This window comes from Fusibacter sp. 3D3 (assembly GCF_001748365.1).
In the GTDB taxonomy this organism is placed as follows: Bacteria; Bacillota; Clostridia; order Peptostreptococcales; family Acidaminobacteraceae; genus Fusibacter_A.
The window spans coordinates 192,982-206,689 of the sequence record NZ_BDHH01000001.1 but is presented as its reverse complement, the minus strand read 5'-3'; the positions used below and the strand labels follow the sequence as shown (position 1 = coordinate 206,689).

Here is a 13,708-nt window from a genome sequence, read left to right as displayed (position 1 = left end):
ATCCAAAGTAATACAGAGTATAAACATAATGTTTTTTAGAGGTGTTTCATGAATTTTCAACAGGTGAGAATTTTTTTAAAAGCAGCAAAGTATTTAAATTTCACTAAAGTTGCAAAAGAATTTTATATGACTCAACCAAATGTCAGTAGACAAATTCGATTACTCGAGGAAGCGTTAGGATTAGAATTGTTTATACGAAACAATAAAGAAATTCAAATAACACCAGAATGACTGATTATGGTAAACCACTTTAAAGCGATTATAGATCATTTAGATGAAGGTATAAAAGACTGTAATCTATTAAAAAAAGGGATGAAGCGGCTATCCTTGTGCACAGCCTTATTTAAAAGCAATGGGCTATGAACAGATTTGCGGTATCCATCGCTTTTTTGATGTAGGACATAAAGATGAGAGCAATAAATTGGACGAATAATTTACCTTCAAGGCTATGCGATTTGATAGCGATAATTCTGCGGGACTTCAGGATCAAACGTTTCGGTCCTAGTATTCATACTCATGATGGTTTTGCAATTTTATCTTTGTATCAGCTTTGAAGACTTGTCAGTCGTTGTAACTAAAACACCCATTTATACATAATTTTGTAATACGTCAATAGATCTTTACATGCCAACAGCTACAGCATTTCTTATTAAAGGTGTTCAAAAACTTGAAAATAAGATGACTGCAGTAAGAGAGCAATTAGGATTGACATTCATAATTTTTTGGAGTACCATGGTAGTATGTTAGTACTAAAATCTAAACATGAATCAATTTTTTAAGGAAGTGAATAGATGAATTTAGAAATAGAAGCATTAAGAGATGGCCTTACAGTCGGTGATTATGTCTATGAAACGATCAAGACCAATATCATCAGTTTTAAGTTAGCGCCGGGGAACAAGATCAGTGAAAAAGAAATTTCAGATTTATTTAATGTGAGTAGAACGCCTGTTAGAGAAGCTTTTATAAAATTGTCTAAAGAGGGATTACTGAACATTGTTCCACAAAGAGGCACTTATATTGCTTTTATTGATCTAGATATTGTTGAAGACGTTCGGTTTATTCGTGAGAGTTTAGAGAAATCTGTTCTCAAGATTGCCACGGATAAATTTCCGTTGGAATTGATTGAGGTTCTTAAGGCAAATATTAATATGCAAAAAAAGCTCATAGAACAAAAATCTTTCTTTAAATTTCTTCAATTAGACGAAGAGTTTCATAAGACTATATTTGCAGGTTGTAACAAGGCAAGATTGTGGTCGTTTATTGAGCAAATAAATTCAGAATACAAGCGTGTACGTGTACTTACCTTTTTTTCAGATGCAATCTGGAAAAGTATCGTTGAACAACATGTTCAGATTTTGGACAGTATTATAAATCAGGATGAAAAAATGGGACAAGAGGTTATTAGCAATCATGTTAAGAAACTTGTATTTGAACAGGTGGAGTTAAAGGAAAAGTACCCAGAATATTTCAAGTAAGTTCTATTTTTTGATGAAAGTGTTGGCATTAATGCAAAATTTCTTGAATGAGGGGACAAAAATATAAAGATTATTTAGGAAATATTTGCAATGCAAATAGCAAGTGAAGATTATAGGAGGGGACAAAAATGAAGAAGAGTTTAAGATTATTATCACTAAGTTTAGTGCTCGTGCTAATTGTGGCAACGCTAGCAGGTTGTGGTGCTAAGACGCCTACACCAGAGGCAGCACCAGCACCAGAAGTGACACCAGCAGCAACTGAACCTGCAGCTGTTGAACCAGCAGCAGAGGCGATTACTTTTGTTTTCGCAGAAGTGAATCCACTAGATACAATCGTTGGTCAAACCGATAGTGCATTTAAAGAAAAAGTTGAAGAACTTTCTAATGGCATGATCAAGATCGATATTCAACCAAGTGGTGTTTTGGGATCTGAAAACGATGTCCTAGATACAATGCTAGGTGGTGGTGGTACGATTGATATGTCACGTATCTCTGCATTCGCATTAACAAGCTATGGTGGTGAAAAATCAAAATTGCTTTCTATTCCTTATACTTTTGCAAATCGTGAGCATTTCTGGAATTTTGCAACTTCAGATTTAGCACCTGTATTTCTATTAGAACCACATGAAAATGGCAGCGGTGTAAGAGGTTTATTTTATGGAGAAGAAGGATTCCGTCATTTCTTCTCAGCAAAACCACTTAACAGTATGGCAGATCTAAAAGGCTTAAAAATTAGAGTATCAAATGATCCAGTTATGAACGGAATGGTTGAAGGTCTTGGGGCATCACCTACAGTTGTATCGTTTGGCGAACTCTATTCTGCATTACAAACAGGTGTTGTAGATGCTGCAGAGCAACCAATTGCTAATTACAAGTCAAATGCATTTCCTGAAGTAGCACCTAATATGATTCTTGATGGTCATACACTTGGCGCAATTCAAGTAATCATTACAGATGAAGCTTGGGATAGTCTTACGGCTGATCAACAAGCAATTTTAACAGAAGCTGGTAAATATGCATCAGAGTTTAACCGAAAAATTTCAGAAGATGCTGAAAACAAAGTGTTAGAAGAATTAAAGGCTTCAGGTGTTACTATTGTTGATGTTCAAGACAAAGCACCTTGGCAAGATGCTTGTAAAGACATTATTGAAAAATCAACTGCTGACAATGCAGAGCTTTACCAACAAATTTTGGATATGAAATAAGATTAGAGTTCATTTAATGCGTATTTTAGACACAGAGGAGGTACTACCTCTGTGTCTAATTTTTTATAGAGCATTCGCTATTATAAAAAAAGGGGGAGATAAGATATGCCAAAAATATTTGATAGAATAGATAAAATTAAACCGGCATATGATGTGGCTTATAAGATCGTACTATTTTTATGTAAGTTGCTTCTGGTTGTGGATATTCTCATCACGACTATGGCAGTAACCGGCAGGTATGTTTCATTTATTCCAGATCCATCATGGAGCGAGGAAGTTGTTTTGACGTGTATGGTGTATATGGCCGTACTATCAGCAGCTCTTGCAATCCGTAAAAATACACATATTCGTATGACTGCATTTGATCGATTTATACCGAAGAGATTGCTCTTAGTTTCAGATATTATTTCTGATTTTGCAGTTTTAGCACTTGCAGTTATTATGATCGTTGTAGGTTGGAAATATGCCATGCAAATAGGTTCAAAGGGATCTTATGTGAGCATGCCGAGTGTTTCGAGATTTTGGATGTATTTTCCTGTTCCGGTGGCTGGAGTGGCCATGCTTATTTTTGAAATTGAGATACTGTACAATCATATTAAAAGTATTTTTGTGAAAGAGGGGGCGATCTGATGAGTCCAGAAAGTATGGCGATATTAATTTTAATAGGGAGCTTTTTTATAATGATCTTTTTAAGATTCCCTATTGCTTATGCAGTGGCACTCTCATCTTTGTTCACACTTTTATATCAGGGGCTTCCGCTTACGACCATCGTTCAACAGATGGTAAAGGGGATCAGTTCGTTCAGTCTTATGGCAGTTCCTTTCTTTATCACGATGGGTGTCATCATGGGAAGCGGTGGTATTTCTGAAAAATTGATTGCACTGGCAAGGGCTTGTGTTGGATGGATGCGTGGTGGCATGGCGATGGTGAACATCGTTGCCTCATATTTCTTTGGTGGTATTTCTGGTTCTGCAGCAGCGGATACAGCATCACTGGGGAGCATTTTGATTCCAATGATGGTTGAGCAAGGGTATGATGATGATTTTTCAACAGCAGTTACGATTACGTCATCTGTTGAAGGGCTTTTAGTACCTCCAAGTCATAATATGATCATATATGCAACCACTGCAGGTGGTATTTCTGTGGGAAGTCTTTTTCTTGCGGGATATATGCCAGCAGCGATTCTTGCAATCTCTCTTATGATTGGTTCATATATTATTTCGGTTAAAAGAAATTATCCAAAAGGTGAAGCCTTTAATTTGATTACCTTGTTTAAACAACTCTTTAGATCATTTTGGGCACTGGCGGCAATTATGATTGTTGTTGTGGGAGTTGTAGGTGGTAAATTTACAGCTACTGAATCAGCTGCAATTGCAGTTATTTATAGCTTATTCGTAAGTGTATTCATTTATAAAGGCCTTACCTGGAAAGGCGTTTGGAAGGTACTTGAGTACTGCATTGATACACTCTCTATCGTTCTTATATTGATTGCAACATCCAGTATATTTGGCTATTTGTTAACGCGTCTTCATGTGCCAGCACTGGCGGCAAATGCCATCACAAATTTTACAGATAATCCGATTATTTTAGCACTTCTTCTCAATCTTATTCTTTTAATCCTTGGCTGTATTATGGATATGGCTCCGATTATTTTAATTGCGACACCAATTTTGTTGCCGATTGCAACTTCTATTGGTATCGATCCAATTCAATTTGGTATTATCGTGATCTTAAACTGTGGTATAGGTCTTTTAACACCACCTGTTGGCTCTGTACTCTTTATTGGTTCTGCAGTTGGGAAAGTAAAAATGGAGCGCCTTGTAAAAGCAACTCTCCCTTTTTATATTTGTATGATCATTACATTGATGTTGATTACTTTTGTACCTGCGATTAGTTTATGGTTACCATCTTTGTTTAGATAAAAATGCAACCTATTTTAGAGGATGAAAGTATAAGGGAGGAAGAAAGCGTGAAAATGACATTAAGATGGTTTGGTAGTAAATATGATACCGTAACTTTGGAACAAATTAGACAGATCCCAGGATGTGTTGGCGTTATTACGACACTTTACGACACAAAACCAGGTGAAGTATGGTCTGTAGAGGCAATTAAAGCTATGAAAGCAGAGGTAGAAGCTGCAGGTCTTGAAGTCAGCGGTATTGAAAGTGTTAATATCCATGATGATATTAAGATCGGTCTTGAAACAAGAGATGCTTATATAGCAAATTATATAGAAACACTTGAGCACTTAGGTAAGGAGGGCATTGATTTAGTTTGTTACAATTTCATGCCCATATTTGACTGGACAAGATCGGATCTTTCAAAAGTGAGAGCTGATGGTTCCACAGTGCTTTCATATGATCAGGACATCATTGATAAGATTGATCCATCCAAGATGTTTGATGAAATGGAACATAGCTCAGGTGGATTTATTTTGCCGGGATGGGAACCAGAGAGACTAACGCGTGTAAAAGAATTATTTGAGATGTACAGTGAAGTTGACGAGGAAAAATTATTTCAAAATCTGGTATATTTCTTAAAAGCAATTATGCCAACCTGCGAGCAATATGACATCAAGATGGCAATTCACATGGATGATCCAGCATGGAAGGTTTTTGGTCTTCCTAGAATTATAAATAACAAAGAGAACATTCAAAGACTCCTCGATGCAGTTCCGATAAAGAATAATGGTCTTACACTCTGTACAGGATCTTTAGGCTCTAATCCTCTTAATGATATTCCAGATATGATTAGAAGTTTCAAGGGTAGAATCCACTTTGGACATATGAGAAATCTAATTCATCTAGGTCCAAGGAAGTTTGATGAAGCTGCGCATTTGTCTTCCGATGGTTCGCTGGACATGTTTGAAATTATGAAAGCATTTTATGAAATTGCTATGACTGGTCCTATAAGACCCGATCATGGCAGAATGATTTGGGGTGAAAAATCAATGCCGGGTTATGGGCTCTATGATAGAGCACTTGGAGCGACGTATCTCAACGGGTTATGGGAAGCGATAGAAAAGTCATCGAAGTCAATTTTGTAGATATGGATTCATAACGAGGTCAGCATATAACTTTGGAAAGAGGTGGATGAAATGAAATTGGACCTAGAGAATTTAGCAGATCGGGAGATTTGGCAACGTGCTGGATTTAACCTCCCAAAGTTTGATATAGAAAAAGTTAAGGTAAATACGATTGCAAACCCAGTTTGGATTCACTTTGGTGCAGGCAATATTTTTAGGGCTTTTACTGCAAATGTTCAGCAAAATATATTAAACCAAGGTAAAAGTGACAAAGGCATCATTGTAGCAGAGGGGTTTGATTATGAAATTGTCGATAAGATGTATAAACCTCATGATAACTTAAGTGTCCTTGTGACGCTGAAGTCAGATGGTAGCATAGAAAAAACAGTAGTTGGCAGCATTGTAGAATCCTTAATCGTAGATACCCAAAACACAGCGCAGTGGCATCGGTTAAAAGCGATTTTCACCAATAAATCGCTTCAAATGGTGAGCTTTACAATAACAGAAAAGGGTTATAGTTTGGTGGATTCAAAAGGCGATTATGTCACATCAGTGGCCCAAGATTTCAGTAATGGACCTAAAGCGCCTATAAGCTATATAGGTAAGTTGGTTGCGTTACTTTATGAACGCTATTTATGTGATAAAGCCCCTATTGCACTGGTAAGTATGGATAATATGGCACACAATGGCACAAAATTATATAATGCAGTTCATACATTTGCTCAAAAATGGGTGGAGAAGGGATTTGCTGAAAGTGGATTTGAAACCTATGTTAACGATCCTAAATCAGTGGGTTTCCCTTGGAGTATGATTGATAAAATCACGCCAAGGCCAGATCAAAGCGTCAGAGCAATGCTCTTAAAAGATGGATTCGAAGATGTTGAGGATGTTGTGACAAGCAAAAATACTTTTGTAGCGCCTTTTGTAAATGCTGAGGAGATGGAGTACTTAGTCATTGAAGATCAATTTCCAAACGGTAGACCAAATCTTGAGGTTGGTGGTGTGATTTTCACGGACAGAGAAACCGTAGATAAAGTGGAAAAAATGAAGGTCTGTACTTGCCTTAATCCGCTTCATACGACACTTGCTATATTTGGGTGTTTGTTAGATTTTAAATTGGTGTCAGAAGAAATGAAGGACTCTGAATTAAGAGCGTTAGTAGATCAAATTGGCTATGTAGAAGGATTGCCTGTTGTGGTTAATCCAGGCATTATTGATCCAAAACAATTTATTGATGAAGTGCTCAATGTAAGGATACCAAATCCATTTATGCCTGATACACCGCAAAGAATTGCCACAGATACTTCACAAAAGTTAGGCATTCGATTTGGAGAAACCATTAAAGCCTATATTAAAAGCGAGTCCTTGAGCATAAAAGATTTAAAATTGATACCACTTGTGTTTGCGGGATGGTGCCGATACTTGATGGGGGTTGATGATTTTGGCAATGAAATGCCACTGAGTTCTGACCCACTTCTTGAAGACGTGACTGCTCATATCTCATTGATTAAACTGGGCGATCAAGGCTCATTTCATGGGTCACTAAAACCTATTTTATCTAATGCAAGTATTTTCGGTATAGACCTTTATGAAGTTGGTCTTGGAGAGCTTGTAGAAGGCTACTTTAGAGAAATGGTTTCTGGAAAAGGTGCCGTTAGAGAAACTTTAAAAAAATATATATAGCCACATTGGTGTGAAGCCGTTATAATTTTTTAGAGGAATAAGATGAGAACTCAGAAGGGATGATAAGGGATGAAAGATAAAAGGTGGGTATTTCATAGTGAAATAGAGCCGTTTAAAGCGACAGAAGGTGTGGAGAGACGTGTCTTAGCCTATAATGATGGCCTTATGTGTGTTGAAAATAAATTTGAGGAAGGTGCCGTTGGCAGTCTTCATTCTCATCCTCATACTCAAATTACTTATGTTATCAGTGGCGAATTTGAGTTTGAAATTGAGGGTGTAAAAAAGGTTGTTCAAGCAGGCGATTCTATGCTTAAGACGGATGCGGTTATCCATGGTTGTGTGTGTCTTAAAGCTGGGATTCTTTTAGATATCTTTACGCCAATGCGGGCAGATTTTATATGATTTTAAGGGAGTATTCCTAATAAAATGGGTATTATAAAAGACGATTGTAAAAGATCCTTCTTAGATAATATAGACATTATGGTCTTATCGCTTAAAATAGGTTGACCATTGCTGCCACTAATCTGGGCGAAACGAATAAATATAAAAAGAGTTAGGGCTAATAATCCAACTCTTTTTATGTTTTATTTTTTAAAATTGAAGTCCAATTATTCTGCCATTGCAGCGATTTCTTTGTACTTAGCAAGATCTGTATAAAGCTCACCAAGATATGGGTTACGGTTAGTTTTACTTGCTTTATAAACCATATAGCTAATGAGAACGACATTACATGCAAGTGCTATAAAGCTAACAACGAACATAATGGTTGGGTTATAAGTGGATGAAACGACAAACTGTCCTTTGTCTATAAAGGAAGGGAACGTTTGTGCAAACATACACCAAATCGCTAAAGTTTGCGCTCTGTGTTGTAGCCAAGCGCCTTTGCCGACTGTGAAGGCACAAAGCGTTGGGGCCAAAAGAAGTGCAAATCCACAGTACCAAGAATGACCTGGAAGACAGTTGTAGGTGTAAGCAAAATTCCAGATGTCATATGCGATGATCCAGAACCAAAGCATATCTGGCCAGAGCATATCCATACTGCTGTCTTCTTTTGTTTTTTTGCGGATGACGATGCCAAACCATCCTGTGATGGCAATGATGTTTAAAAGACCTGCAATACCGTTCATATAGTTCCAAGGGCCCCCTAAAACGTACATCGCTTCATCGGCTAAAATGCCACCGCCAGCATAGTGCATCCCCACTTCAAAGTCTCTCAGAACGGCTTCCAAGATATTGATCGCTAAGATAAGTGGTGGAAAACAAAGTGCCCATTTCTTATCCGATAAGCGCCATGCTTTACCAGTGCGTTTTGAAGTAAAACGGACATGACGAATACACCAAAAGCCAATACAGCCTGCGGTTGAAGAATAAACTTTAGCCAAGTGGAACCAGTCTGTATAAGTCGTATCCTTCATTGACGTAAACCAGAGTATTGATAAAAACGCTGGAAGCGCTACAAAACTAAATAGGCCAATCCATTTAGATCTTCTCGCCACTTCATTAAAGCCAAAGAGTAAAGCAAAAACAACAAGCCAAACACCCCACACCCCTAAAAGCGTGGCCCCCTCTGCATAATTAAATGTAAACATGATTTAAACCTCCATAAAAAATAGTATTATGCCACATGTGTATTGTATATTTTTTATCAAAGGGCATTCAATAGACAAAAAAATGAAAGTGTCGATATAACCCTTGAGGAAATGAACCCCCACTTCTCAAAGTGGGGGTTCATTTCCTAATTCAGTGGGAGTCCGAACTCCCACTGAATGCAATCCGATAGGATTGTGCAAGTGTTACGAAGGTAGCGAAGCGGACTGAGTATACGCTTTGATGTTGAACAAAATAGAGTTCAGCTTATATCGACACTTTTTATGGACACGCCATTTTATTTGTCTAAAGTTTAGGGGCACAGCGTGTTCCCCAATAATATTTTTCTTCTTCAGCAAAAGCCTCAACAGATCTTGGAATGCTGCCATCAATCATAATTTGAAGTTTTTTAAGGAGGTCTTCAGGCACTTCTTTCATACCTTCATTTACCCAATCCATCATAAGACCCGTAAAGACATGTCTATAGAAATTGACAATAAAACGCAAATCTTGTTCGATAAGATCAATATTCAGTTTTGCCATGCATTCTGCCACCACGCGATCCAAAAGCTGATTGCAGATGCCGACAAAGAAGACATCCGCCTCAGAGCGGTAGGAAGATTCATAGGCATTGAGAATCATGCGAGAATTTAGTTTTAAATAGTTAAGTGTCGCTAGGAAGCCGCCGCACCAAGTCTCGAAGGTTTTATTTTGAGCAATTTCTTCAAAAATTTCGGCTTGAAAAAGGTGCTTAAAAATATCAAACAGATCACTGAAATGATTGTAAAAAGTTTGACGATTGATTTCGGCTTTCTCACAGATTTCGGTAACCGTTATTTTATCGATAGATTTATTTTGAATGAGCTGTCTAAAGGTATTCATGATAGTCACTTTAGCACTGGGTCTCATAAGGTCCTCCAAATGGTATTTTCTTCTATTATATCATAAAACGCATTCAGCATGATTTGGGAATTCGATTCAGTGAAAAATAAAATGACAAAGTCTTTTCCCCTTGGATGATCCCAAAATCGCTCTCGTGAAGGCTCAGAATCTCTTTGGCTATGGATAGACCAATACCACTACCCGTTTCACTTCGAGCATTCGTTTTTTGAGTACGGTAGAATTTTTCCCATAAAATCGACACATTTTCCACATCTATAGAAGTGGTATTGACGAAGTAATAATAGACCTTATCCCCTGAAAGCGTATCATATATATGATATTTGCCATCGGCATCGGTGTATTTTGATGCATTTGAAATAAAATTGTTGATCACTTGATGCATTTTTTTAAAATTGGCCATAACAATTTCTTGAGATAAGTCAAGGGTCAGCTTGATGCCTTTGGCATTGAAAATTTCTTCGAAATGCGATATGCGTTCGTGAATGATGGCAGGCACGTCAACTTCTTCGAATGTCAATGGATACTGTCCACTTTCAAGAACGGATAGTTCCAGCATATCGCCAATCAAGGTATTCATCCTTTCCAGTTCGTTTGCGATGGCATCATGATAGTAAAGGGGTTCTTTATCGTTAATGCCATCTGCTAAAATTTCGTTGAAGCCAGACACGATCCCCAAAGGGGTATTGAGTTCATGGGACAGATGAAGGATTAAGTCTTTAGCGCGTTGCTCTTCTATAGTTTTGAGCCTGTAGTTGATTTCGAGCTCTTCATTTTTAGACTGAAGTGCTAAAATATTTGCTTTTAATTGATCGGATAAGGTGTTTAAACTTGTTCCTAAAGAGCCAATTTCATCATGGGTATGGATCGCCGTTTTCTGTGAAAAATCTAAATGCGCCATCTTCTTTGCATTTTCAGTTAACTGGATTACGGGTTTTGATAGAGTGTTAGAAATCACTTTTGAGAGTAGAATGGCCAGTGCCAATCCTATGAAAAATAAAAAGTAATTAAACGAAGCGATGAACTTAAGTTGGTCACGTAAGTCGATAATCGTACTAGAAGTTAAAACGTAAAAAATTTCACCATTGTTAAAATAATGGGTCCCGTTATAAAGGGTAGTTGCATTCACGTCATAATGATCGTAGTTAAAGCTTTGAATCACTTCGATTGGAGTTTCTTCATACTGATTATCAAAATATAAAAATTCTTGATACAAATTCATATAATTCATATTTATATCAGAGGGTGCAAATTGATAATCGACAATTTTGGCTTGGGTTAAAACGATTATATTTTCATCATCATCATCATACGCCATGGCGTCGAAGCTCAAATCATCACTTGTAATCACAAATGCAAAATAATAATGATCTGAAATTTTCGTGGCAGCAATATTAACCTGATCACTTGAAATATTGGAAAGGATGTCTTCATCGAATACTATTTTGTATGATTGAGTCTCCTTTGTAACCGTGATTATATTTGTGAAGGATTCTATAGGTGCTTCGGTATAGATTTTCGTTTTGCCCTGCATGATGATAATGGGATTGCCAGTGGCTTTTATGTAATCCCTTGTGGCAAGATTAATATACTCCAAATCATAATGCTTATCTTTGATATCATTCAAGAAGGTCTTGAATCCTTTTTCAAGAACGTTCTTCTTAGTAAAATAGTGAGCTTCATCAATAACAAATATATACAGGAAGCTTTGAATGAGCAAAATGACGATGACAATAGAGACGGTTAATAAAAAAATCTTTGTGGAGATTTTAGAGGTGATTTTGTCTATCCATTTATTGAACATAGAATCGATACCCTACCTTCGATACAGTTTGAATTAAAAAAGAATAGGCCCCCAATTTTTGGCGCACTTTCTTAATGTGGTTGTCAACAACTCTAGTTTGACCATAAAAAGTGTAGCCCCACACCGCATCCAAAAGGCTTTCTCTTGAGAGTGCTATATTTTTATGGGCGATCAAATGATGTAAAAGCTCATATTCCTTGGGCGTTAAATCAATAATTTCATTTTTCACTTTTAAGAGTCTACTTTTGAAATCCAAAGACAAGTGTTCATAGGCGAATACTTCAGATTTCAAATATCTTTCCAGTAGGCGCTTTGACTTTGCCACGAGCGTTTTACCTTTTAGGGGTTTTGTCACATAGTCATCAGCACCGAGGTCATAGCACCTCAATTCACTTTCTTCTGTGGTGATGGCCGTCAAAATGATAACGGGGACATCTGACTTGTTTCTGATTTGATGACAGACTTCATAACCATCGATCTTAGGCATCATAATATCCAGAACCACTAAATCATAGGTGTTTTTTTTAAAAAGGGCCAGTGCCACTTCGCCATTTTCTGCTTCAGTGACGTGATAACCTTCTGCTTTATAGTATAAACTGATGAATTCTCTTAAGCGCGCTTCATCCTCAACGACCAGTATCTGATACATAAGCACCTCCTGATTCTATTATAGCAACTAAAAGCCAACAGTTCATCTTATATATAGATTGATTACAGCATCTATACTTCTTGGATATCGTTTGGATACAAAATAAGGTTAGACTTAACGTATCGATAAAGTAAATGAGGAGGCAACATGAAGAAATTGATTCTATTATTAGCGCCTATAATCTTAGTAGGCGGTTTTTTAATTTTAAAGAATTCCAGTAGTGGAAACAGCGATGCACAGTTTAATGTGCCTACGACTATAGTGAAGGCGCAAGATATACAAGATATCATTTATGTAAACGGAAAAATTGTCACTGAATCAACGCGCAATGTCAAACCACTTGGAGAGGAAGTCTTAGAGCGTATTTGTGTAAAAGTTGGCGATCGGGTGCAAAAGGGCGATGTGATCGCAGAAATGGATAAAGTGTCGTTAACAGATCAGCTAAAGGCTAAGAAAATACAACTGGAAATCGATCAGGCTAAATTGAAGCAACTTGAAAAGGGCAGTGATATCACTTTGATTAATACTGCAAAGACGGCAGAACAAGCTCTGGAAACTGCGAAAAAGAAATTGGATGAGGACAAAGCTTTATTGGATTCTGGCATTATCAGTAAAAGTCAATATGAGAGTAGTCAAACGGCTTATGAAAACGCTAAAGTAACACATGAAAATGCGCTTTATCAAGTCAATAATTCCAATAGAAAAGAAGATTTGTTTATTCAAAAAAAGGCAATTGAGACCTTAACAAATGAAATTGGATCAATAGAGAAAAAAATAGAAGATACAAACATAAAAGCACCCATTGACGGTGTGGTCACTGAAATTATAGCGACAGAGGGTGAAGCGGTTAAAACCAATATCATGGTGATCTCTGATTTTGAAAAAAATGTGATATCGGCGAATATTCCAGAAGCCAATTTTAACAAAGTTCAGATCGGCCAACAAGCAGTGGTTACAGCAAATTCTTCAAAAGGAAAACAATATCATGGCACAGTGACTTTTATCTCACCTGGATCTAAGACTCTTGAGGGTAAAAAGCAAGCTTATGTAGAAATTAAAATTACACTGGATCAAGTAGCACCTGAATTGAGACCCAATTTTTCGGTAAATGTGCAGTTGATCACTTCAGAAAAAAGTGCTGTAAAAGCAGTGGGCATTGAAGCTGTTAATCAAAGGCAAAACGGTGAAGAGTATGTCACTGTGAAACAAGCAGATGGCACCACAAAGGAGATCACCATAAAAACAGGCATCACCAACGATGTTGTTGTGGAAATTATCAGCGATGAAGTTAACACAGGCGATGAGGTTGAAATAAAGCAATCAGATTCTGTATCTGAAGACACGAGCAGTATGGGGCTGTATTAAGATTAGGAGGCGGGT

The 13,708-nt window shown here is 37.2% G+C and carries 13 protein-coding genes; 9 read left to right on the top strand and 4 right to left on the bottom strand.

Annotation, left to right across the window (positions count from 1 at the left end):
- Positions 1 to 48: 48 nt before the first annotated feature.
- The 8 genes from F3D3_RS00875 to F3D3_RS00840 all read left to right on the top strand — a co-directional run bounded on the left by F3D3_RS00875 (position 49) and on the right by F3D3_RS00840 (position 7,790).
- A complete protein-coding gene (locus F3D3_RS00875) occupies positions 49 to 231 on the top strand; it encodes a LysR family transcriptional regulator (protein ID WP_069870293.1) in 183 nt (60 codons plus the stop codon).
- Between the two features lie 560 nt (positions 232 to 791).
- On the top strand, positions 792 to 1,475 hold the full coding sequence (locus F3D3_RS00870; RefSeq protein ID WP_069870290.1) for a GntR family transcriptional regulator: 684 nt from the start codon (positions 792 to 794) through the stop codon (positions 1,473 to 1,475).
- A gap of 128 nt (positions 1,476 to 1,603) precedes the next feature.
- Positions 1,604 to 2,680, top strand: coding sequence for a TRAP transporter substrate-binding protein (locus F3D3_RS00865; protein WP_069870288.1), 1,077 nt, complete (start codon positions 1,604 to 1,606; stop codon positions 2,678 to 2,680).
- Positions 2,681 to 2,785: 105 nt separating this feature from the next.
- Positions 2,786 to 3,310, top strand: coding sequence for a TRAP transporter small permease (locus tag F3D3_RS00860; RefSeq protein ID WP_069870286.1), 525 nt, complete (start codon positions 2,786 to 2,788; stop codon positions 3,308 to 3,310).
- On the top strand, positions 3,310 to 4,602 hold the full coding sequence (locus F3D3_RS00855) for a TRAP transporter large permease (RefSeq protein WP_069870284.1): 1,293 nt from the start codon (positions 3,310 to 3,312) through the stop codon (positions 4,600 to 4,602). Before F3D3_RS00860 ends, F3D3_RS00855 begins: the two co-directional genes overlap by 1 nt.
- Before the next feature lie 47 nt (positions 4,603 to 4,649).
- Positions 4,650 to 5,726: a mannonate dehydratase gene (gene uxuA, locus F3D3_RS00850; RefSeq protein WP_069870282.1), complete on the top strand. Its 1,077-nt coding sequence runs from the start codon at positions 4,650 to 4,652 to the stop codon at positions 5,724 to 5,726.
- A 51-nt stretch (positions 5,727 to 5,777) separates the two neighbouring features.
- A complete protein-coding gene (locus F3D3_RS00845) occupies positions 5,778 to 7,388 on the top strand; it encodes a mannitol dehydrogenase family protein (RefSeq protein WP_069870280.1) in 1,611 nt (536 codons plus the stop codon).
- Positions 7,389 to 7,457: 69 nt separating this feature from the next.
- Positions 7,458 to 7,790: a cupin domain-containing protein gene (locus tag F3D3_RS00840; RefSeq protein WP_069870278.1), complete on the top strand. Its 333-nt coding sequence runs from the start codon at positions 7,458 to 7,460 to the stop codon at positions 7,788 to 7,790.
- Between the two features lie 206 nt (positions 7,791 to 7,996).
- Here F3D3_RS00840 and F3D3_RS00835 read toward each other — a convergent pair whose 3' ends face one another.
- From F3D3_RS00835 to F3D3_RS00820, 4 genes are all read right to left on the bottom strand, one after another.
- Positions 7,997 to 8,977 (bottom strand): DUF5692 family protein, encoded by a 981-nt coding sequence (locus F3D3_RS00835; RefSeq protein ID WP_069870276.1) that lies wholly within the window; start codon positions 8,975 to 8,977, stop codon positions 7,997 to 7,999.
- 304 nt (positions 8,978 to 9,281) lie between these two features.
- Positions 9,282 to 9,884: a TetR/AcrR family transcriptional regulator gene (locus tag F3D3_RS00830; RefSeq protein ID WP_069870274.1), complete on the bottom strand. Its 603-nt coding sequence runs from the start codon at positions 9,882 to 9,884 to the stop codon at positions 9,282 to 9,284.
- A gap of 46 nt (positions 9,885 to 9,930) precedes the next feature.
- Positions 9,931 to 11,679, bottom strand: coding sequence for a HAMP domain-containing sensor histidine kinase (locus F3D3_RS00825; RefSeq protein ID WP_069870273.1), 1,749 nt, complete (start codon positions 11,677 to 11,679; stop codon positions 9,931 to 9,933).
- Positions 11,669 to 12,328, bottom strand: coding sequence for a response regulator transcription factor (locus tag F3D3_RS00820; RefSeq protein ID WP_069870271.1), 660 nt, complete (start codon positions 12,326 to 12,328; stop codon positions 11,669 to 11,671). The genes F3D3_RS00825 and F3D3_RS00820 overlap by 11 nt, the downstream gene beginning before the upstream one ends.
- Before the next feature lie 147 nt (positions 12,329 to 12,475).
- Here F3D3_RS00820 and F3D3_RS00815 point away from each other — a divergent pair, with 147 nt between their 5' ends.
- Entirely contained in the window at positions 12,476 to 13,693 is a 1,218-nt protein-coding gene (locus F3D3_RS00815; RefSeq protein ID WP_069870269.1) for an efflux RND transporter periplasmic adaptor subunit, read from the top strand.
- Positions 13,694 to 13,708: the final 15 nt, after the last annotated feature.